Genomic DNA, 22,275 nt, shown 5'->3' on the forward strand with positions numbered 1-22,275 from the left:
TCTGATTTCGCCACCGGCATCCTTGCCGCTGGACCAGAAAGCCCGGTGGAAACCGGGCTTTTCTTTTGGCTTCATGCAGCCTACCTGTCTCAAACATTTCTTGGGGCAAGGAACAGCAGCATGGCCGGCTACGACTACGATCTCTTCGTCATCGGCGGCGGCTCCGGCGGGGTTCGGGCGGCGCGCGTGGCGGCAGCGCTCGGCAAACGTGTCGGCATCGCGGAGGAATACCGCTATGGCGGCACCTGCGTCATCCGTGGCTGCGTGCCGAAAAAACTCTATGTCTATGCCTCGCAATTTCCCGAGCATTTTGCCGACGCCGCCGGCTATGGCTGGACGGTGCCCGAGGCCAGCTTCGACTGGCCGACGCTGGTCGCCAACAAGGACCGCGAGATTGCCCGTCTGGAAGCGATTTACGAAAAGAACGTGAAAGGCGCCGGCGGCGAGACGTTCCACTCGCGCGCCATGCTGGTCGACCCGCATGTCGTGCATCTCCTGGGCGATGACCGCACCGTCACCGCCGACCAGATCCTGATCGCCACCGGCGGCCGGCCGGCGCCGCACCCGGCGTTGCCCGGTCACGAGCATTGCATCTTTTCCAATGAGGTGTTCGACCTCAAGCAACTGCCGAAGGCGATCATGATCGAGGGCGGCGGCTATATCGCCGTCGAATTCGCCAATATCTTCCACGGCTTGGGCGTCGACACCACGCTGGTCTATCGCGGCAAGGAGATCCTGTCGCGCTTCGACATGGACCTGCGGCACATGTTGCACGAAACCATGGAAAAGAAGGGGATCAAGATCCTCTGCCACGCCGTGTCGGAATGGGTCCGCAAGCGGCCTGACGGCAGGCTGGATGCGTTGGTCACCGGCGGCAAGGTGCTGACCGTCGACCAGGTCATGCTCGCCATCGGCCGCCTCCCAAACACCGAGAATATGGGCCTGGAAGGCGTCGGTATCGAGCTCGGCATAACCGGCGCCATCGTTGTCGACCAGTATTCCCGCACCAACATCGACAACATCTGGGCGATCGGCGACGTCACCAACCGCGTGCAGTTGACGCCTGTGGCGATCCACGAAGCCATGTGCTTCATCGAGACCGCATTCAAGGGCAATCCGACCGCGCCCGACCACGACACCATTCCGACCGCCGTCTTCTCACAGCCGGAGATCGGCACCGTCGGGCTGTCCGAGGACGATGCCGTCAAGCGCTACTCCGATATCGAAATCTACCGCGCCACATTCCGGCCGATGCGGCACACGCTGTCGGGCCGCGACGAAAAGATGCTGACGAAGCTGGTGGTCGATGGCGCCACGCGAAAAGTGCTCGGCGCGCACATCCTCGGGCCGGACGCCGGCGAGATGGCGCAGTTGCTCGGCATTCCGCTGAAGGCCGGCGTCACCAAGGATGATTTCGACCGCACCATGGCCGTCCACCCGACGGCAGCGGAGGAACTGGTCACCATGTACAAGCCCACCTACCGCGTGAAGAACGGCGTGCGGGTCGATTGACGCCCGCGCGCTCGATCTTGAAGAACCCCCCATGGCAGCCGCTGTTGCCACCGCGATGGGAGGCCTGAAGCTTATTACAACAAAGTGCCGCGCAGGATGACCAGCGCCACCGAGAAATAGATCACCAGGCCGGTGACATCGACCAGCGTGGCGACGAACGGCGCCGAGGCGCTCGCCGGATCGAAGCCGATCCGTTTCAGCGCGAACGGCAGCATCGACCCCGACAGCGAGCCGAAGGTGACGATGCCGACGAGTGCTGCCCCCACGGTCGCCGCGATCAGCGGCCAATGCGGCCCATAATCGTAGAAGCCCATATATTGCCAGAGCGCGATGCGGCAGATGCCGACCACGCCAAGCATGGCGCCGAGCACGAAGCCGGTGGGCAATTCGCGCAACGCCACCCGCCACCAGTCGCGAAGGCCGATCTCGCGCAGCGCCAGCGCGCGAATGACGAGCGAGGTCGCCTGCGAACCGGAATTGCCGCCCGAGCTCATGATCAGCGGGATGAACAGAGTGAGCACGATCGCTTTTTGCAGTTCGCCTTCATAGCTTTGCATGGCATTGGCGGTCAGCATCTCCGAGATGAACAGCGCGCACAGCCAGCCGCCGCGCTTCTTGATCATCGCGAGAAAGCTCATCTTCATGTAGGGCTCGTCGAGCGCCTCCATGCCGCCGAAACGATGCGCGTCCTCGGTCGTCTCCTCGATCATGGTGTCGATGATGTCGTCGATGGTGACGATGCCGAGGATCTTGCCGTGGTCGACGACGGGAACCGCGAGCAGGTCATATTTGGAGATCGTCTGCGCCAGTGTCTCGCGATCGGTCAGCGGCGTCACCGTCACCGGGGCGCGATCCGGCGCCACCGACAGGATCGGATCGTCCGGCTCGCCGGTGATCAGCCGGCGCAGGCCGGTCGAGCGCACCAGCACATGCGTGTCTGGATCGACGATGTAGATGGCGTAGACGGTCTCCCGCGTCCGCTCCACCTTGCGGATGTAGTCGAGCGTGCGCCCGACGGACCAGTCCGACGGCACGCTGACGAATTCGGTCGTCATGATTGAGGCGGCGCTGCCTTCGGGATAGCCGAGAATGGAAAGCAGCGTTGCCCGCAGCGGCGGGACCAACCCGCCGAGCAGCTCGGAGCGCGCCGGTTCGTCCAGTTCGCGCAGGATATCGGCGGCGCGGTCGACCGACATGGCGGTCAGGAGCTTGCACGCCTTGGCGCGCGGCAGCGCCTCGGCCAGATCGGAGGCGCCGTCGAGTTCAGGCTGGTCGAAGATCTCGACCAGCCGCTCGAACGGCATTTCGCAAAGCAGTTCTATCGCGGTATCGCGAGCTTCCCGGTTCAGGGCCTCGACGACATCGGCGACGTGATCATTGGCAAGGATACGCGCGATAGCGACGGCATCGTCGCCCGCTACGACGGGGGTAAATTCGTTCATGGCTCACTTCTTGCCGTCCGGCGGGACGTGAGCCGTTAGAGGTCACATCGAGGCGGACGGCGGTTGCGTTCGACTACTGTCGCCAGGCATGGCGCGGTGACCTTTCTGCTCGCGGGTTCGAGTTGGAATTCAGCGAGCGGGCGCAACATAGGAGCGCATCTTGGCGAGTCAATCGCGGGGGTGGAGGAAAACAGCCGGGAGCCGGCCCAATCGCGAGACTGTGATGATTATTGAAGGGGGAGGGAGCGAGTGCCCCGCCGCCAGTGGCGGAACGCGCTTCGGCGTGGCTGCTATTTCTGCTTCAGCCGGCGTGAAAAACGCATCCATTTGTCCTCGACCGGCCGCGGCTGCGTAAGGATGGTGGTGAGCTCGCGCGGAAGGTTCGGAACAAGCGGCCTCTTGGTGGCGACGCCGTCGGCGATCGCGACCACGCTGTGGTAGAATTCCTCGCCCGAGGCCGAACGTGGCGGCACCGCCTCATGCATGATGCTGATCACCGTGACATCGGGACAGTTGTCCTTGATGGCCTGGTGGAAGGCGATCTTGCCATCCGGATCGAGCGCGCCGGTCGCTTCGTCGAGGAACAGCAGTCCCGGTTGCTGCAGCACGATGCGGGCCACAACCAGCTTCTGCTTCTGGCCGCCGGACAGCAGCTGGTCCCAGATCTTTCCCTCGCGGCTTTCATCGGCCATGTGTTCGATGAAATCGCCAAGGCCGGCCTTGTGCAGGGCTGCCGCGACCTGCGCATCGCCATAGTCGTCCTCGGAGCCGGGCAGGCACACCAGCTGCTTCAGCGACACCTGCTGCAGCTTGACCTCCTGGGCGGCATAGAAGCTCCTCACACCGTCAGGGAAGACGATGGTGCCGCGGCCATAAGGCCACAAGCCGTTGATCGCCTTGATCAGCGAAGTCTTGCCGCAGCCGGATTCGCCCTTGAGGAATGCCCACTCGCCGCGCCGAAAGCGCAGATTGGCTGCGCTCAGGAACGGCGTGGCGTCTTCACCCTGATGCGCCAGTTCAAGCTTCTGGATGGTCAGGCCGAAGACCGGGTTCTGGCTGGCATAGTGGAAGTCGGAACGGCCGGTCTGGCTGTAGAAGTCCTGCGGCTGTTGGACGTTTTCAATGGCGTGCGCCAATTCAATGACGCGCTGGCTGTTGGCCCGCAAGGTGGCGAGACTCGGCATGACATGGATGAACCAGGAACATTTGCTGATCAGCGCGTTGACCTGCTCGGAACCGGTTATGTAGCCCTTGAGGTCGACGCCGTTGTGGATGAACGGCACCAGACCAGGTCCGTAGGCGACAACTTTGGCCCCGACGAAATTATAGACCGATTCGAATCCCGCATAGAGGGTGTTGACGATGTTGAGCTTCGACCAGGTCGTATCGATATCGAGATAGAGCCGTCCATGTATCGTCTTTTGCACGTCTTCGCCTTGCGACGCCGACACATGGAAACTGCGGCGCAACAAAGTGATCAGCTCGCTGCGATAGGTGCCTTCGGCCTTCTGCATCCTGACGTTGAGCCACTCCAGCATTCCGCCGAGTTTGATCGCGATCCAGGTATTGACGGGCACGTAGATGGCAACCGCCAGCAGAGCGAGGACGGCGCTGCCATAGCTGCCGAGGGCATCCAGGCCTTTTACCTCCACGGAATTCGCCAGCAAAGCGCCGCCGACAAAATAAAGTGAGGTGAAGACGCCGAAGACACCTTGGGCAAGCCCGATGGCGCCGCCCGCCATGTCTTTGATGGATTCCTGCACGCGCTGATCAATGTTGTCGGGCGCTGGCGCATCTGGCGAGCCATTCTGGGCGTGGTAGTGCGTATGGTTGGTATCGAGCAGCGCCGCATTGAAACGCGCGTTCAGCCAGGCGCGCCATTTGCGATGCAATGTCGCCGATACAAATTTGCAGGCGCCTATGATTCCCATGTCCTTGAACACGACCAGCAGCACAAGCAGGCCGGCATTGGTAAGCACCGATTCAAGGGGCGTGGTATTCGCGGCGTCGTGGAAAAAAGCGATTGAGGCCGCCAGTTCGCCCGCCAACACGGTAAACCAGACGTCGGCCTTGCTCGACAGGGCTATGATGAGTGCGAGGACGACGGTGAGAGCCCAGGCCTCTCTCCACCGGTCCGAGAACCAGTAGGCCCGCATCAGTCCCCAGAAGGTCCGCATCGACGATACTGGCGTCAGGGGCGACGGCCCGGCGGGGGCGTCGCGGTTCCAAAGTGCCGATATTGAACGTCGCGGTCTGTCGACCCGAATCACAATCCCGCCCAAACCTTTTTTAGTTTTGTTACGGATAGTAACACCAATTGATCATTTTCTATGAATTTTATCCCGGCGAATGTGAGGCAGCCCACCCCCGTTGCCATGAGGCAACAGTTGGTGCTGCGAGAGCGCCGTCTTTGGGCCGAATTTGCTCTTTGTTTCAATGTGTTGCGGGAACGCTCAGATGTGCGAAAATATTTCCTGAGGGAAGGCTCATACACGGCTTTGTGACCAAAAGGCCTGCCCGTCGGCCGGTTTTCCCACCGCGCGCTAACCGGATCGCCCGAAAAATGCCGTCCGTGATCGCCCCAGGCCGCCCGAATCATTTCACCGGCCATCATGGTTGGGCACGCAAGATCGTCCCTCCTGTAAAGCGACTGTTCATGAGGTGGCACGCGCTTTTTAGCTGCAGCTCAACACCGTTTGACAATCAAGCGCACTGGAATGAACCTTGCCGGGCACTGTCGGCACCGATGCATGTCCGGTCCCCAACAAGGAAGCTCCCCAATGCTTGCACGCGCAGCCGTTCCCGCAATGGTGACGCTCTTGCCTGGCTGCCTCTTGCGCATGCCGTCAGCCAGACCATTCCGGCAAGCGCCGAAGGGCAAATCGAGTTCAATGCTCCGTCCGGCAACATCGGCTGCATCTACACGCCGAAGGGCGGCACCAGCACCTACGAACCACAGGATGGCGGTCCGGAACTGAGCTGTTCGCGCGTCGAGCCCAGCTACGTCACCGTGATCCTTGGGCCGAACGGCCCGGCGACATTGATCAAGAATCCGGGAGAGCAGGGCTGCTGCAGCGATGTCGCGAAGCTGGCCTATGGCAACAGCTGGAGCAAAGGGCCGTTTACCTGCCAGTCGTCAACCAAGGGACTGACCTGCACGGGCAGCAACGGGCATGGCTTCTTCCTCAGCAAAGCCAAGGTGACGGTGAAATAACCCGAGCATGATCCCGAAAAGTGGTTGCCGGTTTTATCGGACAAACGGGAAACCGTTTTGTCCAGAGATCATGCTCAAACAAGGAGATAGAGCCCATCCCGATTTCCATCGGGATGGAACAGGCTCTAGCCGGCCTTTTCCAGTTCGCCCTTGGCCTTTGCGGCCGCGACTTGGCGGATGGCATCAGTCAGCGTGTCGGCGTCCTGCGCGCCCATGACGGCGTATTTGCCTTCGAGCAGGAAGCACGGCACGCCAGTGATCCCCATCCGCGATGCCGTGGCGATTTCTGTGCGCACCTCCTCGACGTCGGCATCGGTCGGCAGGAGCGTTTCGACCACGGCAGCGTCCATGCCGGCCTCGCGGGCGGCATCGATCAGCACGGCGTGGTCGCCAATATTGCCGCCTTTCTCGAAATACAGTTGGAACAGCCGGCGCACGAGCCGGTTCTGCACGGCTTCACCGGCGGCGCCCGCCCAGCGGATGACGCGATGCGCGTCCAGCGTGTTGGCGGCGACCTTGATGGCGTCGAAAGCGAAATCGATGCCTTCGGCCTCGCCGAGCGGCTCTATGCGGGCATGCATCTGGCGGATGCGCTCGTCGCTGCCGAATTTGGCCAGCATGTATTCGCGCCGGTCCTTGCCCCCGGGCGGGATGGTCGGGTCGAGCTGGAACGGCCGCCAGCGCACATGAACCTCGACGTCGCCGGCAGCGGCAATCGCCTTGTCCAGCCGCTTCTGGCCGACGAAGCACCAGGGGCAGACGACGTCGGAGACCACGTCGATGGTAATGGAATTGTCATCGCTCATCTTGATCTCCTGCAGCCGAGCGTTTTACCGAGCATGATCTCGGCTACGCTCAGTTCGGCTTGCGCCACCATGTCGGCCATTGATAACCGAATATGGGAGTCTTTTTGGGATGATCCAGGTAATTCCAGTAAGCGAGCCATTGCTGCGCGTTGTACTGCATCGGCACCATGTAATTGCCGGAGATCAGCAATCGGTCGAGCACGCGCACGGCGGCGACATAGTCTTCCTTGGTCCGTGCTCTCAGCATCGCGTCGATCGCCGCGTCGACCGCCGGATCGGCGACGCCGGCCAGATTGAATGAACCTTCTCTTTTGGCCTCTGAAGAACCCCAGCGAAGGTTCTGCTCCATACCGGGAGACAGCGAGTTGCTGAACCCGCTCGACCCGACAAGAACCTCAAAGTCGAAACGCTGCTTGCGCGACTGGATCTGGTCGGCTTCGAGGCTGCGGATGGTCACCGCGATGCCGATCTTTTCCAGCGAGCGCTGATAGATGGCGGCAAAGCGTTCCTCGTCCTGCGACGCCGTCAGGATCTCGAAACCGAACGGGTTTCCCTTGGGATCCAGCAGGACGCCGTCCCTAACGGCGTAGCCCTGGCTCTTCAGCAGGTCGAACGCCAGCTTCAGCACCTTGCGGTCCTGGCCGGTGCCGTCATTCACCGGCGGGCGCCAGCTGCCGTCCATGACATCGGCCGGCACGCGGCCGGGGTAGGGCGCCAGCAGCGCCTTTTCCCTGTCGCTGGCGGGATGGCCGAGCGCGGAAAGTTCGGAATTCTGCCAGTAGCTCATCGTGCGCGTGTACTTGCCGCCGAACAGGTTCTTGTTGGCCCATTCGAAGTCGTAGAGCATGCCGAGCGCGCGCCGCACCTCCGGATTGGAAAACTTCTCCAGCCGCGTGTTGAACAGGAAGCCGGTCACCACGGGCGGTATGCCGGTGTCGAAGGTCTCGGCGATCACCTCGCCGCGATGAAAGGCGGGAAAATCGATATCGCGCTCGCGCTTGACCGGATCGCCCTCATCGTAAATGGCGCAGATGCCTTTCTTGAACGCTTCCGTCTTGGCATTGGCGTTGAGGAAGTACTCGATGGTGATCTGGTCGTAATTGTCGAAGCCGCGCTTGGAAGGGATGTCCTTGCCCCAGTAATTCGGGTTGCGCTTGAACACGATGCGCTGTCCCGGCTGCACCTTGTCGATGGTGTAGGGACCGCTGCCGATCACCGGCTTCAGCGTCGTCTTGTCGAAGGTATCCTTGTTGAAGGCGTGCTTTGGGATGATCGGCGTCAGCGCGATGATCAAGGGGGTCTCGCGATTGGCCTTGTCGTTGAAGGTGAAGCGCACGCTGTGATCGCCGGTCTTTTCGAGCTTGGCGATCAGGCTCATGCGATCCCTGTAGGGCGGGCGGCCCTTGTCGGTGAAGACATCGTAGGTGAACAGCACGTCATCCGGCGTCACCGGCTCACCGTCCGACCACTTCGCTTTTGGGTTGAGATGGAACTCGATCCACTTGCGCTCGGGATCCATATCGGCTGTGTCTGCGAGCAGGCCATAGAGGCTGAAGGCCTCGTCGTAGTTGCGCATCATCAACGGCTCGAAGACGAGATTGCCGAAAATGAGGTCCTGCATGCCGCGCGCCGTGGTGCGCAGGCTCTTCAGGATGAACGGGTTCAGATTGTCGAAGCTGCCGACGACGCAGTAAGTGATGTTGCCGCCCTTGGGCGCATCGGGATTGACGTAGTCGAAATGCTGGTAGTCGGCTGGCAGCGCCGGCTCGCCCTGCATGGCGATGGCATGTTTCGGTTCCGACATCGCCACGCCGGGTGCAAAGGCGAAGAACGAAATTGCGGCGATCAGCCAAACAAGAATGCGGCCCATGACCGTCTCCTTACTGGGCGGCTTGATGATTCGGAGTGCACCCTAACATGGCGCCGCGGCGCTCCGGCCAGATACATCAACTCAAATCGCACGACCCAAATTGCGAGGCCAAGAATTGCAGGCGGCGGGCTGGATTCGGCTGCTCATGCAGTGTAACACGCGCTCCGAAGTCATTCTGTTGCCTCAATTCGGCAACAGGTAGCAGGACCACACGGCGCGAAGAAGCCGGTCCCGGGATCATTTGAGAGGAAATGCACGACATGACGAGCCTGAACAGCAACGCATACCGCCTTTCGGTCCTGGCCGCGGGCGTGGTCGGCTTTCTGGGCGCCGGACTTCCCACCGCTTCGGCACAGCAACAGATTCCGCAGGGTTGGTTCAAGGCCTGCACCAAGCAGGAAGATGTCGACATCTGCAATGTCCAGAACATCATCACTGCCGGCAACGGCCAGTTCGTCACCGGCGTCAGCCTGATCGAGTTGAAGGGCAAGGTAAACCGCAAGGTCTTCCAGGTCACGGTTCCCCCAGGTCGCCTGGTGCCCCCCGGCATCGCCCTGCAAATAGACGCCGGCAAGGCGACGAAGCTGGATTATGTCATTTGCTTCGCCGACCGTTGCGTTGCCGAAGTGCCGCTGACCGACGCGCTCGTCGCGTCCTTCAAGAAGGGACAGGCGATCACGCTGACCTCGATCAACTTCCAGAGTCAGCCAAATCCAATCAAGGTTGCCTTGACCGGCTTCAGCGGCGCCTTTGACGGCGCGCCGCTGCAGCAGTCGGACATCGAGGATCGGCAGAAAAAACTTCAGGATTTCGTCGTCAAGAACAACCAGGACTTCGCCAAGAAGCTCAAGGATGAGCAGGCCAAGGCCAAAGCCGCCAACTAATCGCCGGGACAGATACCGGAGCGACAAAAAGCGGGGTCATGCCCCGCTTTTTTGTTGTCGTCACGTCGATGCAAGGTGATGTCAGTGTCTCGACTGGCGTTTTGGCTCATAGCGTCCGTCGGGCCGCTTGTCGAACATCTCGCCGATCTGTGGATGCCGGACCGGTTCGCCCGATTGATCCTCGAGCAGGTTCTGCTCGGAGACATAGGCGATGTATTCGGTTTCCGAATTCTCGGCGAGCAGGTGATAGAACGGCTGGTCCTTGCGCGGCCGCACGTCGGCCGGGATGGCTTCGTACCATTCGTCGGTGTTGGCAAATTGCGGATCGACATCGAAAATGATGCCGCGGAACGGAAACAGCCGATGACGAACCACCTGTCCGATCGAAAATTTGGCCGTTTTCATCATACACACCACTAAGCCTCTAGAGCGCCCGGCGTCCCCTCGAATGTGCGAAGAGCGCTCTAAGACTTTGAATTTACACACACCGTGGCCAAAAATCGAGCCCGACTTAGGTCTGGGATCAGGCTTTATTTGGCGCAGTGGCGTGTCAGTCCAATGCCGACGCTTGGCTGGATGAACACCTTCATCGTCTATGTCGCGCTTCCTGCCCTGTTCTTCCAATTGCTGGCCCGCACGCCGTTCGAACAGTTGACCGAATGGCGCTTCATCTTCGGGTCGGTGTTTTCCACCTACACGACCTTCTCGATCATGTTCGTATGGTCGGTGACGGCGTCTCGCGGCGAGATCGCCCAATCGACGATCAAGGCGCTGGCCGCGGCCTATGGCAATATCGGCTATATGGGGCCGGGACTGGCGCTGCTCGCCTTCGGCGAACAGGCGGCGGTTCCCGTCGCGCTGATCTTCTGCTTCGAAAATATCATGCATTTCGCCATCGCGCCCATGATGATGGCGCTGTCGGGCGACGACAAGACATCGCCGTGGCGGCTCATCCTCGGCGTAGTCAGGAAAATCGTCCTGCACCCGTTCATCATCGCGACCGCGCTTGGCGTCGGCGCCGCCTATCTCGGCTTTCACCCACCGCAGCCGGTCGATCGCCTGCTCGAATATCTGTCTCGGGCGGCCGCCCCTTGTGCCCTGTTTGCCATGGGCGTGACGCTTGCGCTCCGGCCGCTCAACCGCGTGCCGCATGAACTGGCGTCGATCGCGGCGCTGAAGCTGATCCTGCATCCATTGCTCTGCTACGTCGTGCTGAGCTGGATCGGGAACTTTTCCGAAATCTGGGTTTTTTCAGCCGTGCTTTTGGCGGCATTACCGACCGCAACCAACGTCTTCGTCATCGCCCAGCAATATGGCGTCTGGGTGCAACGCGCCTCGGCCAGCGTCATGATCACCACCTGTCTCTCGGTGCTGACAGTGACCGGGCTGCTCTACATGATCCGCCACGGCATCTTACCGCCGGACCTGTTTCCCTGAACCGCCGGTAAGCGCCGCAAAGCCGCTGCCCGGCCTCAAGCCTTCGCGCATGAAAAAGGCGCGCAGCGGCGCGAAACTGCGGAGCACATTGAGGCCGGCGCTGCGTGCCATCTGCGCCGGCAGCATGTCCGAAAGCAGCGACATGTTGAGCAGATTGACCGCGCCGGAACGCGCCAGAATGTCGGGACGGCGCCTGGAATCATAGGCGGCCAGGGCCTTCGCGGCGCCGGGGTCGCCGCGATTTTCATCAGCGGTTCCAATCAGATCCTCGATGTCCCTGATGCCGAGGTTGAGACCTTGGGCTCCGATCGGCGGGAATACATGTGCAGCCTCGCCGACCAGCGCCACCCGGTTTTGCGCGAAGCGCCCCGGTGATGCCGCTGATAGCGGGTAAATTTGTCGGCCGGGCTCGACCGACACCCGGCCCAGCATCGACTGCATCTGCTGCTCGACACGCTCGGAAAGCGTCGCGTCATCGAGTGCGGCGAGGTCCTTCGCCGTCTCCGGTTTCACCACCCAGACGAGGCTGGAGCGGTTGCCGGGCAACGGCACCTGGGTGAACGGCCCGGTCTCTGTGTGGAACTCGGTCGAGGTGAAGCCGTGTTCGCTGCGATGGCCAAAATTCAGCACCAGCGCCGCTTGGCGGTAGGATCGCACCGAGGCCACTATGCCTGCCGCCTCGCGCGCCGGCGACAGGCGCCCATCGGCAGCGACCGCAAGCGCGGCCGAGACTTCGCGACCATCAGTCAAGACGGCATGCGCCTGATCGGCGTCCAGACGCCAACTCTCGACCATCGACGTCAGCCATTCGATGCCGGGATGGGCCGCGACGGACTTGGCCAGCGTCGGGTTCAGCGCACTGTTGGGCAGGTTGAGCCCGAACTGCTCCTCGCCGATCTCCATGGCGCGAAAAGTCACCACCGGGCTGCGGATCAGCCGGCTGGTCGCATCAACGATGCGCATGACCTTCAGCGGCGCGGCCTTCGGCGCAAGTTCGGCCAGCACGCCCAGCCGATCGAGAACCTTGAGAGCAGGGTTCATCAGCGCCGTGGTCCGGCCATCGGGTCCGCCTGCTTCGGGTCCGACCAGGGTTACCGGAAAGCCCGCCTCGGCGAAACCGAGCGCCGCGATCAGTCCGGCAGGGCCGCTGCCGGCTACCAGTATCCGTGCTGTCTCGCGATGATCCAAATTGGACTTCCAGTTTGCGATGCAGGTGTCTACCCATGGATATAGGTCAGACCATGCGGCTTGATCAACGCGGCGATTAGGCTCATTCGGTTGTCATGACCGGCCAGCAGGACGATTTCAGCCATCTCGACCGCGCCGGCCGCGCCACGGCAAGCCTGGCCCGCAGCCCCCGCCTGACGGTCAACATCGCCATCGCCGGCGGCATTCTGCTCGCCTGGTTCATTCTCGGCGCCATGGCGATCCGCGGCGCCGAAGGCCGGCTCCCCGGCGTACCAGGCGATGTGGTCCTGCGATATCTGCCGCAACTGCCGCTGCCGGATGTCCTCGACCGCTTCTTCGGCATGTGCCTGACGCCCGCACCACTTGATGCCGGCGGCGCACAGCTTCTGGCGTTGATCGTGATGTGGTTTTCGATGGCTGTGGCGACGATGCTGCCGTCGGCGGCGCCGATGATCCGTACCTATTGTGAAATCGCCGACACCGCCCGCATCAAGGGCGAACCGGTGGTCCACCCGCTGGTCCTGGCTGCCGGCTACCTCTCGACATGGCTTGTCGCCTCTATCGGCTTCGCGGTGCTGACGTTGCTCGTCCACGCATTTGCGTCCTCCGCTCGATTGCTCGATCCGGTGAGCGGCCTTGCCGCGGCGGCCGCGCTGCTGGTTGCCGGCCTCTACCAGTTCAGCAGCCTCAAGCAGGCCTGCCTGACAAAATGCCGGAACCCGTTCTCGACACTGTTTTCCAACTGGAGCGCGGAGCCGGGTGGCATCTTCCGGCTAGGGCTGAAGCAGGGCCTGTGGTGCCTCGGCTGCTGCTGGGCGCTGATGCTGGTGATGTTTGCCGTCGGCGCGATGAACGTGTTCTGGATGGCGCTGATCGGCCTGTTCACCTTGATCGAAAAACAGACCACCGGCAGCCTTCCAACCCGAGTGGCCGGTGCGATACTGCTTGTCTGGGCAGTCGCCCTGCTAGTAGTCTCGGCATGACGGGGGATAATTCCATGGCAGAGCAAGGCTGGGCAATGAAAGGAGAGCTCGTACTCTCCTGCAATTGCACGGTTTTTTGTCCTTGCGTGCTGTCGCTTGGCAGCCATCCGCCGACGGAGGGTTATTGTCAGACCTGGGCGGGCTTCCGCATCGACGCAGGCCATTTCGGCGAGGTCGACCTGTCCGGCCTCAATCTCGGTCTGGTCATGGAAATCCCCGGCTATATGAGCCGCGGCAACTGGACCGCAGGCCTGTTCATCGACAAGCGCGCCTCCGTCTATGCGGTGAAAGCGCTGACCAGGATCTTCACCGGGAAGGCCGGCGGAACAACCTCGCTGTTGTCGATCCTTGTCGGCAAGTTCCTCGGTGTCGAGCAGGTGCCGATCACCTACGAGACGCGTGACAAGACCCGTATTTTCCAGATACCGAAGATCATCGACGGGGCGGTCACACCGATTCCCGGCAAGGATCGCGAGAAGGATACCGTGATCGGCAACTCGGAATACTGGATCGCGCCGGAGATCATCGTGGCCAGGTCCGACAAAAGCAAGATGCGGGCGTTCGGCCACAACTGGAACTTTGCCGGCCGCTCGGCCGAAATCTGCAAACTGGATTGGCGGGGCCCGTGAGCAAGAACACAACCGCCAGGAATGCCGCCAAAAAGATCACCGACCGGATACCCAGGCCGAAGAAAAAGGTCACCTGGCCGCAGGCGCGGGCATTCTCGGTGCATCTGTTGACCGCGTCTGGCTCGTTCCTGGCCTTCCTGTCTCTGGTGGCGGCAAGCGAGCAACGCTGGACGGCGATGTTCTGGTGGCTGGGGCTGGCGCTGTTCGTCGACGGCATAGACGGGCCGATCGCGCGCAAGCTTGAGGTCAAGGAGATCCTGCCGACCTGGTCGGGCGAACTCCTCGACAACATCATCGACTATGTCACCTACGTGCTGATCCCGGCCTTCGCACTCTACCAGCGCGGCTTCATGGGCGAAGGGCTGTCGTTCCTGTCGGCGGCCATCATCGTGGTGTCCAGCGCCATCTATTATGCCGACACCGGAATGAAGACGAAGGAGAACTTCTTCAAAGGCTTTCCGGTCGTCTGGAACATGGTCGTGTTCACGCTGTTCGTCATCGAGCCCGGACAGTGGGTGTCCTTCGGCGTCGTCGTGGCGGCCGGCATCCTGACCTTCGTGCCGATCAACTTCATCCATCCCGTGCGGGTGGTGCGGCTGCGGCCAATCAATCTTGGCATGACGCTGCTCTGGTGCGCTTTCGGTGCGCTGGCGCTGGCGCAGGCGGCCCTTGCCGCCTTCTACGACCAGATCGGCGTTTTGGGCGAACAGGTCAGCGTCTTTACCAAGGTCGGCATCACCATCACCGGACTTTACCTCGCCTGCATCGGCGGTATCATGCAGTTCTTCCCCAAACTCGGCGCCAAGCCGGACACTAAGAAAGCCTGACCGCAGGAAAGCGCACAAATGTCCAAAGCAATCCGTATCCACGCCCATGGCGGTCCGGAAGTCCTGACCTATGAAGACGCCGATCCGGGACAACCCGGCGCCGGGCAGATCCTGGTCAGGCACACCGCGATCGGCCTCAATTTCATCGATGTCTATCACCGCATCGGCCTCTATCCGCCACCCGGCGGCTTCCCGCTGATCCCCGGCGGCGAGGCGGCAGGTGTGGTTCTCGAGGTCGGCGCAGGCATCGACTGGCTGAAGCCGGGCGACCGCATCGCCTATGCCGTCAACGTCGGCGCCTATGCCGAGCAGCGCGTCGTCGCCGCCGACCGCGTCGTCAAGGTGCCGGACCGCATCAGCGACGAACAGGCCGCCGGCATGATGCTTAAAGGCATGACGGCGGAGTATCTGTTGCGCCGGACCTTCAAGGTGAAGCCAGGCGACACCATCCTGTTCCACGCCGCCGCCGGTGGCGTCGGGCTGATCCTGGGACAATGGGCAAAACATCTCGGCGCCACAGTGATCGGCACGGCAAGCTCAACCGATAAGATCGAGCTCGCGAAGGCGCATGGCTTCGACCATGTCATCAACTACAAGGAGCAGGATTTCGTCGCCGGCGTCGCCGCCATCACCGGCGGCAAGAAATGTGACGTCGTCTACGATTCGGTCGGCAACGACACATTCCCGGCCTCGCTCGACTGTCTGAAGCCGCTCGGCATGTTCGTCTCTTTCGGTCAGTCCTCTGGACCGATCCCGCCATTTTCGATGTCGCTGCTGGCGCAGAAGGGCTCGCTGTTCGCTACCAGGCCGACTTTGTTCGTCTACAACGCCAAGCGTGAAGACCTCGAAGTCTCCGCCGCGGCATTGTTCGACGTGGTGTTGAGCGGCGCGGTCGAGATCAAGATCAACCAGCGCTATGCGCTGAAGGACGCCGGCAAGGCGCAAGCCGATCTCGAAGGGCGCAAGACCACGGGCACGACCATACTGATCCCCTGATCTGCCTTGCTTTCAGCGTTTTGCCGCGACGCCAGGCACTGTTTGCACGAAAAACCGGGCGATCGGTCTGTTGTACGAAGCAGGTCGGTCTTTACCCCTTGAGTTTCCGCTGAAATTCTTGAAGCTCTTTCAAGGTGGGTGCTGCTTTCGCACGAGAGCGGCCAGCGCATACCATGCTGGCGGGAACACAGAACATGTCCGGGAACCGGATGGGAGGCACTGTGAGTGCAGATCATGATGGAGCGAACCTGCTTGAGGTTCGTGGCCTGACCAAGATATTCGGCACGCTGACGGCGTGCGATCATATCGACCTCAACATCGCCAAGGGCGAGATCCACGCGCTGCTTGGCGAAAACGGCGCCGGCAAGTCGACGCTGGTCAAAATGCTGTTCGGCTCGCTGGAGCCCAATTCCGGCGAGATATTCTGGAACGGGGAAGCGGTGCGGATCACCAGTCCGGGCATGGCGAAGAAGCTCGGCATCGGCATGGTGTTTCAGCACTTTTCGCTGTTCGAGGCGCTGACCGCGGCCGAGAATGTCGCTCTGTCTCTGGATGACGGCTCACCGATCAGCTCGATCGCGGCCAAGGCGAGGGCGCTTTCCTTCAGCTATGGCCTGCCGCTCGATCCGGACTCGCTGGTCGGCGATCTCTCGGTCGGCGAACGCCAGCGCATCGAGATCATCCGCTGCCTGTTGCAGACGCCGCAGCTCATCATCCTCGACGAGCCGACCTCGGTGCTGACGCCGCAGGAAGCCGACAAGCTGTTCGAAACGCTTGAGCGCCTGCGCTCGGAGGGCAAATCCATCCTCTACATTTCGCACCGGCTGGAAGAGGTCAAACGCATCTGCGACCGCGCCACCGTGCTGCGTCACGGCAAGGTCGTCGGCCATTGCAACCCGCGCGAGGAAACGGCTTCGTCGCTGGCCCGCATGATGGTCGGCAGCGAGATGAAGGCCGTGGTGCGTGCGCCGGCCGAAGGCATCGAGACCGCGCAGCCATTGCTCGAAGTCCGCGCCCTCAGCCGCAAGCCGGCAACCCCGTTTTCGATCCCGCTGAAGAACATAACCCTCACTGTGCGCGCCGGCGAAGTGATCGGCATTGCCGGTGTCGCCGGCAACGGCCAGGGCGAGTTCTTCGAATCCGTCTCCGGCGAGGTGCTGCAGCAGGACGCCGCATCCGTGCGCATCCGCGGAAAGGATGCCGGCTCGCTCTCGATCACAGGCCGGCGGCTGATGGGCGCTGCCTTCGTGCCGGAAGAACGCCTCGGCCATGGCGCGGCGCCACGCATGAAGCTTTCGGAAAACCTGCTTCTGTCGCGGCACGCCACCGACGGCAAGGTTTTTGTCGGCGCCGGCGGCGCCGTCAAAAGCGGTGCGGTCTATGCCGCCGCCCAGCGCATCATCGTGGCGATGGATGTGCGCAAGAGCGCGCCCGATCCGGAAGCCGCGGCCCTTTCGGGCGGCAATCTGCAGAAATTCATCGTCGGTCGCGAACTCGACCGCAGCCCTGCCGTCATGGTCGTCAACCAACCTACCTGGGGCGTCGACGCCGGCGCCGCCGCTCATATCCGCCAGGCGCTGATCGAACTGGCGCGCAGTGGCTCGGCGGTTCTGGTCATCAGCCAGGACCTCGATGAGCTGTTCGAGATTTCGGACGCGATCGCGGTCATGCACAACGGCGAATTGTCGAAGCCGCTGCCGATCGCCGAGGCCACTTTCGAGAAGATCGGCCTGTTGATGGGCGGCGCCGAGCCCGGCCACGCCGAACATGTTCTGGAGACGGCATGATGCGCCTCGAACTCGTCAAACGCCCGCAGCGCTCTATGCTCTTTTCGGCGCTGTCGCCCTTCATCGCCTTCGCCCTAACGATCATCGCCGGCGCGGTTCTGTTCGCGCTGCTCGGCGTCAACCCGCTGAGCGCATTCGAGATCTATTTCATCGAGCCGATCAGCCAGGTCTGGCAGCTGCATGAGCTGGCGATCAAGGCCGCGCCGTTGATCCTGATCGCGGTCGGCCTGTCGGTCTGTTACAAGGCCAACATCTGGAACATCGGCGCTGAGGGACAGTTCATCCTGGGCGGCATTTTCGGCTCGGCCATTCCGGTGCTGTTTCCCGGGTTCGAAGGCCCACTGGTGCTGCCGCTGATGCTGTTGTTCGGTATGGTCGGCGGTGCCGCCTATGCAGCAATCCCGGCTCTCTTGAAGACGCGCTTCGGCACCAACGAAATCCTGACCAGCCTGATGCTGGTCTACGTCGCCCAGCTTTTCCTCGACTGGCTGGTGCGCGGTCCCTGGCGCGATCCGCAGGGCCATGGTTTTCCGCAGACGATCCAGTTCAATGGCTCGGCGGTCCTGCCGGAACTGATGCCGGATGCCGGCCGCGCAAATTGGGGTTTTGTCTTCGCGCTGATCGCGGCCGTGCTGATCTGGGTGCTGATGAGCCGTCTGCTCAAGGGTTTTGAGGTCCGCGTGCTGGGCTCCAGCCCCAGGGCAGGGCGCTTCGCCGGTTTCGGCCTCAACCGCATGGTGTTCTTCGCCTTCCTGCTGTCAGGCGCGCTGGCTGGGCTTGCCGGCATTTCGGAAGTCTCCGGCGCCATCGGCCAGCTGCAGCCGGTGATTTCGCCCGGCTACGGCTTCACAGCGATCATTGTGGCGTTCCTCGGCCGGCTCAATCCGCTCGGCATCGTCGCCGCCGGCCTGGTGCTGGCGCTGACCTATCTCGGCGGCGAGGCGGTGCAAAGCGCGCTCGGCATCTCCGACAAGGTGGCGCGTGTGTTCCAGGGCATGCTTTTGTTCTTCGTGCTCGGTTGCGACACGCTCATCCATTACCGCATTCGCCTGGTCGGCATGGCGCTGACGAAAAGCGCGGCGAAACTTGAAGCCGCGCCGAAGTTGAGGGAAGCCCGCTGATGGACATCGCCGTCAACATCCTTTTGACCATCGCGACCGCGGCGACGCCGCTGCTGATCGCGGCAATCGGCGAACTGGTGGTCGAGCGCTCCGGCGTGCTCAACCTCGGCGTCGAAGGCATGATGATCATGGGCGCCGTCGGCGGCTTCGGAGCCGGCTATCTCACGGGATCGCCCTGGATCGGCCTGTTGGCGGCAATCGCGATGGGCGCGGTGTTCTCGCTGCTGTTTGCGGTGATGACGCTGTCGCTCGCCACCAACCAGGTGGCGACCGGCCTGTCGTTGACGCTGCTTGGCCTCGGCCTTTCCGGCATGATGGGGACCAGCTTCGTCGGCCAGCCCGGCGAGCGGCTGCCAAACCTCTACGTTCCGGTGCTCACCGACATTCCCGTGGTCGGCAGGCTGTTGTTCGGCCAGGACCCGATCTTCTACATCTCGATCGCGCTGACGGCGGCCGTCATGTGGTTCCTGTTCAAGACCCGCACCGGCCTCACTCTGCGCTCGATCGGCGACAGCCACACATCGGCGCATGCGCTCGGCATCAAGGTCATCCGCTACCGCTATCTCGCGGTCATCTTCGGCGGCGCCTGCGCCGGCCTTGCCGGCGGCCATCTGTCGCTGGTCTACACGCCGCAATGGGTGGAGAACATGAGCGCGGGCCGCGGCTGGATCGCGCTGGCGCTGGTCGTCTTCGCCTCCTGGCGGCCGTGGCGCGTGCTCGCCGGCGCCTACATCTTTGGCGCGGTGTGGATCGGCCAGCTTCATGCACAGGCATTTGGCATTCCGGTGCCTTCGCAGCTGCTTTCTTCTCTGCCCTATCTGGCAACCGTCGTGGTTCTCGTTCTAATCTCGCGCAACAAGCGTCTGACGATGATGAACACGCCGGCTTCCTTGGGGCAGCCATTCGTTCCGGATCGTTGACAACAAAAACAAACGGGAAGCTCCAAGGCTAAACTCAGAGAGGTAACACAATGAAAAAACTGTTTATCGCGTTGATGACCACGACCGCCGCCATGTCACTGGCGGCGTCGGCGCAGGCCGCCGACAAGTTGAAGGCATGCTGGGTCTACACCGGCCCGATCGGCGATTTCGGCTATTCCTACCAGCACGACCAAGGCCGCCTCGAGGTGGAGAAGGCGCTCGGCGACAAGGTCGAAACCGCCTATCTCGAGAACGTCTCGGAAGGTCCCGATGCCGATCGCGCTTTCGAGCGTCTGGCGCGCGAAGGCTGCAAGATCATCTTCGGCACCTCTTTCGGCTTCATGGACCCGGAAGTGAAGGTCGCCAAGAAGTTCCCCAAAGTGATGTTCGAGCACGCCACCGGCTACAAGACCGCTGACAATCTCGGCATCTACAATGCGCGCTTCTATGAAGGCCGCTACGTGCTCGGCCAGATCGCCGCCAAGGAATCGAAGGCAGGGGTCGCCGGCTATATCGTTTCCTTCCCAATCCCCGAAGTGGTGATGGGCATCAACTCCTTCATGCTCGGCGCGCAGTCGGTCAACCCGAACTTCAAGGCCAAGATCGTCTGGGTGAACTCCTGGTTCGATCCGGGCAAGGAAGCCGACGCGGCCAAGGCGCTGTTCGACCAGGGCGCCGACATCATCGTCCAGCACACCGATTCCACTGCGGCACTGCAGGTGGCGGAAGAGCGCAAGCTGCACGGCTTCGGCCAGTCCTCCGACATGATCAAGTTCGCGCCGAACGCGCAGCTGACCTCGCTGACAGACGAATGGGGGCCGTATTACATCAGCCGCGTTCAGGCGGCGCTCGACGGCACCTGGAAGCCTGACAATGTCTGGCTCGGCATCAAGGACGGCGCTGTCAAGCTGGCGCCCTTCACCAACATGCCGGACGATGTGAAGGCGATGGCCGAGGCAACCGCCAAGAAAATCGCAGATGGCTGGAACCCATTCACAGGACCGGTCGCCAAGCAGGACGGCACGCCGTGGCTCAAGGACGGCGAAGTAGCCGACGACGGCACGCTGCTCGGCATGAACTTCTATGTGAAGGGCGTCGACGACAAGTTGCCGCAGTAAGTATCGGAAACGCAAAAGAGAAGGGGCGCCGCCCGGCGCCCTTTTTCACTTCGCGGGCTGCACGCTTCGACTGCGAAACCGCGCCGAGGGCTGTGCCAAAAATCCGAGGGCGCCGGGAGGCGCCCTTTTTGGTAATTTTCTAAACCGCCGAGCCGTAAAGGTCGTAGGCGTCGGCGCGGTCGATCTTGACCGTGACGATGTCGCCTTGGCGCAGCGGGCGGCGCGACTGGATATGCACCGAACCGTCGATCTCGGGCGCGTCGTATTTTGTCCGGCCCTTGGCAGACGTGCCATGCGCCTCGTCGATCAGCACCGGCAGGCGCTTGCCGACCTTCTTGGCCAGCTGCGTCGCCGAGATCTTCTGCTGGCGCTGCATGAAGCGATGCCAGCGCGCTTCCTTGATCTCCTGCGGCACCTGTTCGAGGCCGAGATCGTTGGAGCGGGCGCCGCGGACCGGCTCGTATTTAAAGCAGCCGGCGCGATCGATCCTGGCCTCGTCCAGCCAGTCGAGCAGCATCTCGAAATCCTCGTCGGTCTCGCCGGGGAAACCGACGATGAATGTCGAGCGTATCGCCAGATCCGGGCACACCTCGCGCCAGCCGCGAATGCGCTCCAGCGTCTTTTCGCCATGGGCTGGACGGCGCATGTTCTTCAGCACCTGCGGCGAGGCGTGCTGGAAGGGGATGTCCAGATAGGGAAGGATTTTTCCATCCGCCATCAGCGGGATGACATCGGCGACATGCGGGTAGGGGTAGACATAGTGCATGCGTACCCAGATGCCGAGCTTGCCCAGCTCCTCCGACAGGTCGAGGAATTTCGCCCGCACTTCGCGGTCGCCGAACATCGACGTCTGGTACTTGATGTCGATGCCGTAGGCGCTGGTGTCCTGCGAGATGACCAGCAATTCCTTGACCCCGGCCTTGGCCAGCTTCTCGGCCTCGCGCAGCACATCGGCCGCCGGGCGCGAGACGAGGTCGCCGCGCAGTGCGGGAATGATGCAGAAGGTGCAGCGGTTGTTGCAGCCTTCGGAAATCTTGAGATAGGCGTAGTGGCGCGGCGTCAGCTTGACGCCTTGCGGCGGCAGAAGGTCGATATAGGGATCGTGGCTGGGCGGCGCCGCCTCATGCACCGCGGCCATCACGCTCTCATAGGCCTGCGGGCCGGTGATGGCGAGGACGTTGGGGTGCTTCTCTCGGATGACGTCCGGCTTGGCGCCGAGGCAGCCGGTGACGATCACCCGGCCGTTTTCCGAAAGCGCCGAACCAATGGCGTTGAGCGATTCGTCGCGGGCTGAGTCGAGAAAGCCGCAGGTGTTGACGACGACAAGGTCGGCGCCGTCATGCTTGCGTGCGATCTCATAGCCTTCGGCGCGCAGGCGCGTGATGATGCGCTCGGAATCCACAAGCGCCTTCGGGCATCCAAGGCTGACGAAACTGACGCGAGGCGCAGACATGAGAAAACATCCGGGTTTTTCGGGATCGGCGGCCAGTACCACACTTATTGCGGCATTGGTATGGGCAGCGGCTGCGGCGAACGCGACC

Annotated in this window: 19 protein-coding genes; 12 read left to right on the plus strand and 7 right to left on the minus strand. The window is 62.2% G+C overall.

The window, feature by feature from the left end; translation table 11 throughout:
• The first annotated feature begins 120 nt into the window (after nt 1-120).
• Nucleotides 121-1,512: a glutathione-disulfide reductase gene (gene gor, locus NKJ76_RS21630; RefSeq protein WP_352538316.1), complete on the plus strand. Its 1,392-nt coding sequence runs from the start codon at nt 121-123 to the stop codon at nt 1,510-1,512.
• Nucleotides 1,513-1,586: 74 nt separating this feature from the next.
• Here gor and mgtE read toward each other — a convergent pair whose 3' ends face one another.
• Together mgtE and NKJ76_RS21640 are read right to left on the minus strand one after the other, a co-directional pair.
• Nucleotides 1,587-2,954: a magnesium transporter gene (mgtE, locus tag NKJ76_RS21635; protein ID WP_023710502.1), complete on the minus strand. Its 1,368-nt coding sequence runs from the start codon at nt 2,952-2,954 to the stop codon at nt 1,587-1,589.
• Nucleotides 2,955-3,244: 290 nt separating this feature from the next.
• Nucleotides 3,245-5,131 carry an ABC transporter ATP-binding protein/permease gene (locus NKJ76_RS21640; RefSeq protein WP_352538317.1) on the minus strand — a complete coding sequence of 629 codons (1,887 nt, stop codon included), beginning with the start codon at nt 5,129-5,131 and terminating at the stop codon, nt 3,245-3,247.
• Between the two features lie 386 nt (nt 5,132-5,517).
• Here NKJ76_RS21640 and NKJ76_RS21645 point away from each other — a divergent pair, with 386 nt between their 5' ends.
• Nucleotides 5,518-6,168, plus strand: a complete 651-nt coding sequence (locus NKJ76_RS21645; protein WP_352538318.1) for a hypothetical protein — start codon at nt 5,518-5,520, stop codon at nt 6,166-6,168.
• A gap of 125 nt (nt 6,169-6,293) precedes the next feature.
• Here the strand turns inward: NKJ76_RS21645 and NKJ76_RS21650 are convergent, their stop codons facing one another.
• Nucleotides 6,294-6,974, minus strand: a complete 681-nt coding sequence (locus NKJ76_RS21650; RefSeq protein WP_352519920.1) for a DsbA family oxidoreductase — start codon at nt 6,972-6,974, stop codon at nt 6,294-6,296.
• Between the two features lie 49 nt (nt 6,975-7,023).
• Nucleotides 7,024-8,844, minus strand: coding sequence for an extracellular solute-binding protein (locus NKJ76_RS21655; RefSeq protein ID WP_352538319.1), 1,821 nt, complete (start codon nt 8,842-8,844; stop codon nt 7,024-7,026).
• 260 nt (nt 8,845-9,104) lie between these two features.
• On the opposite strand from NKJ76_RS21655, the gene NKJ76_RS21660 reads away from it, so the two are divergent.
• On the plus strand, nt 9,105-9,728 hold the full coding sequence (locus NKJ76_RS21660; protein WP_023668972.1) for an invasion associated locus B family protein: 624 nt from the start codon (nt 9,105-9,107) through the stop codon (nt 9,726-9,728).
• Between the two features lie 81 nt (nt 9,729-9,809).
• Here NKJ76_RS21660 and hspQ read toward each other — a convergent pair whose 3' ends face one another.
• Nucleotides 9,810-10,133, minus strand: a complete 324-nt coding sequence (gene hspQ, locus NKJ76_RS21665; protein WP_023668971.1) for a heat shock protein HspQ — start codon at nt 10,131-10,133, stop codon at nt 9,810-9,812.
• 117 nt (nt 10,134-10,250) lie between these two features.
• On the opposite strand from hspQ, the gene NKJ76_RS21670 reads away from it, so the two are divergent.
• Complete coding sequence (locus tag NKJ76_RS21670; RefSeq protein WP_502902332.1) at nt 10,251-11,165, plus strand: AEC family transporter; 915 nt, start codon at nt 10,251-10,253, stop codon at nt 11,163-11,165.
• On the opposite strand, the gene NKJ76_RS21675 is transcribed toward NKJ76_RS21670, so the two are convergent.
• Nucleotides 11,142-12,353 (minus strand): UbiH/UbiF family hydroxylase, encoded by a 1,212-nt coding sequence (locus NKJ76_RS21675; RefSeq protein WP_352520367.1) that lies wholly within the window; start codon nt 12,351-12,353, stop codon nt 11,142-11,144. The genes NKJ76_RS21670 and NKJ76_RS21675 overlap by 24 nt on opposite strands.
• Nucleotides 12,354-12,448: 95 nt before the next feature.
• Between NKJ76_RS21675 and NKJ76_RS21680 the strand changes: the two genes are divergently transcribed.
• From NKJ76_RS21680 to NKJ76_RS21715, 8 genes are all read left to right on the plus strand, one after another.
• The gene (locus NKJ76_RS21680; protein WP_352538321.1) at nt 12,449-13,336 is read left to right on the plus strand and encodes a DUF2182 domain-containing protein; all 888 of its coding nucleotides are present in this window, start codon (nt 12,449-12,451) and stop codon (nt 13,334-13,336) included.
• Between the two features lie 14 nt (nt 13,337-13,350).
• Nucleotides 13,351-13,965 carry a DUF1326 domain-containing protein gene (locus NKJ76_RS21685; protein ID WP_352519924.1) on the plus strand — a complete coding sequence of 205 codons (615 nt, stop codon included), beginning with the start codon at nt 13,351-13,353 and terminating at the stop codon, nt 13,963-13,965.
• A complete protein-coding gene (pcsA, locus tag NKJ76_RS21690) occupies nt 13,962-14,792 on the plus strand; it encodes a phosphatidylcholine synthase (RefSeq protein ID WP_023668966.1) in 831 nt (276 codons plus the stop codon). The genes NKJ76_RS21685 and pcsA overlap by 4 nt, the downstream gene beginning before the upstream one ends.
• A gap of 18 nt (nt 14,793-14,810) precedes the next feature.
• Nucleotides 14,811-15,788 carry a quinone oxidoreductase family protein gene (locus NKJ76_RS21695; RefSeq protein ID WP_352538322.1) on the plus strand — a complete coding sequence of 326 codons (978 nt, stop codon included), beginning with the start codon at nt 14,811-14,813 and terminating at the stop codon, nt 15,786-15,788.
• Between the two features lie 209 nt (nt 15,789-15,997).
• Nucleotides 15,998-17,575 carry an ABC transporter ATP-binding protein gene (locus tag NKJ76_RS21700; RefSeq protein ID WP_352538337.1) on the plus strand — a complete coding sequence of 526 codons (1,578 nt, stop codon included), beginning with the start codon at nt 15,998-16,000 and terminating at the stop codon, nt 17,573-17,575.
• Entirely contained in the window at nt 17,572-18,696 is a 1,125-nt protein-coding gene (locus NKJ76_RS21705; RefSeq protein ID WP_352538323.1) for an ABC transporter permease, read from the plus strand. The genes NKJ76_RS21700 and NKJ76_RS21705 overlap by 4 nt, the downstream gene beginning before the upstream one ends.
• Nucleotides 18,696-19,616: an ABC transporter permease gene (locus tag NKJ76_RS21710; protein ID WP_023668962.1), complete on the plus strand. Its 921-nt coding sequence runs from the start codon at nt 18,696-18,698 to the stop codon at nt 19,614-19,616. Before NKJ76_RS21705 ends, NKJ76_RS21710 begins: the two co-directional genes overlap by 1 nt.
• Before the next feature lie 50 nt (nt 19,617-19,666).
• Nucleotides 19,667-20,734, plus strand: a complete 1,068-nt coding sequence (locus tag NKJ76_RS21715) for a BMP family ABC transporter substrate-binding protein (RefSeq protein ID WP_023668961.1) — start codon at nt 19,667-19,669, stop codon at nt 20,732-20,734.
• Nucleotides 20,735-20,873: 139 nt separating this feature from the next.
• Here the strand turns inward: NKJ76_RS21715 and rimO are convergent, their stop codons facing one another.
• Nucleotides 20,874-22,187, minus strand: coding sequence for a 30S ribosomal protein S12 methylthiotransferase RimO (rimO, locus tag NKJ76_RS21720; RefSeq protein WP_352538324.1), 1,314 nt, complete (start codon nt 22,185-22,187; stop codon nt 20,874-20,876).
• Nucleotides 22,188-22,275: the final 88 nt, after the last annotated feature.

This window comes from Mesorhizobium sp. M0029, from assembly GCF_040323735.1.
Lineage (GTDB): Bacteria > Pseudomonadota > Alphaproteobacteria > Rhizobiales > Rhizobiaceae > Mesorhizobium.

Coding starts and splice junctions, on each gene's coding strand:
- NKJ76_RS21710 (WP_023668962.1), top strand. CDS start 18,696: ATGGACATCGCCGTCAACATCCTTTTGACCATCGCGACCGCGGCGACG.
- mgtE (WP_023710502.1), bottom strand. CDS start 2,954: ATGAACGAATTTACCCCCGTCGTAGCGGGCGACGATGCCGTCGCTATC.
- NKJ76_RS21655 (WP_352538319.1), bottom strand. CDS start 8,844: ATGGGCCGCATTCTTGTTTGGCTGATCGCCGCAATTTCGTTCTTCGCC.
- NKJ76_RS21660 (WP_023668972.1), top strand. CDS start 9,105: ATGACGAGCCTGAACAGCAACGCATACCGCCTTTCGGTCCTGGCCGCG.
- NKJ76_RS21640 (WP_352538317.1), bottom strand. CDS start 5,131: ATGCGGACCTTCTGGGGACTGATGCGGGCCTACTGGTTCTCGGACCGG.
- NKJ76_RS21645 (WP_352538318.1), top strand. CDS start 5,518: ATGCCGTCCGTGATCGCCCCAGGCCGCCCGAATCATTTCACCGGCCAT.
- NKJ76_RS21695 (WP_352538322.1), top strand. CDS start 14,811: ATGTCCAAAGCAATCCGTATCCACGCCCATGGCGGTCCGGAAGTCCTG.
- NKJ76_RS21700 (WP_352538337.1), top strand. CDS start 15,998: ATGGGAGGCACTGTGAGTGCAGATCATGATGGAGCGAACCTGCTTGAG.
- NKJ76_RS21650 (WP_352519920.1), bottom strand. CDS start 6,974: ATGAGCGATGACAATTCCATTACCATCGACGTGGTCTCCGACGTCGTC.
- NKJ76_RS21685 (WP_352519924.1), top strand. CDS start 13,351: ATGGCAGAGCAAGGCTGGGCAATGAAAGGAGAGCTCGTACTCTCCTGC.
- rimO (WP_352538324.1), bottom strand. CDS start 22,187: ATGTCTGCGCCTCGCGTCAGTTTCGTCAGCCTTGGATGCCCGAAGGCG.
- hspQ (WP_023668971.1), bottom strand. CDS start 10,133: ATGAAAACGGCCAAATTTTCGATCGGACAGGTGGTTCGTCATCGGCTG.
- NKJ76_RS21715 (WP_023668961.1), top strand. CDS start 19,667: ATGAAAAAACTGTTTATCGCGTTGATGACCACGACCGCCGCCATGTCA.
- NKJ76_RS21705 (WP_352538323.1), top strand. CDS start 17,572: ATGATGCGCCTCGAACTCGTCAAACGCCCGCAGCGCTCTATGCTCTTT.
- NKJ76_RS21680 (WP_352538321.1), top strand. CDS start 12,449: ATGACCGGCCAGCAGGACGATTTCAGCCATCTCGACCGCGCCGGCCGC.
- gor (WP_352538316.1), top strand. CDS start 121: ATGGCCGGCTACGACTACGATCTCTTCGTCATCGGCGGCGGCTCCGGC.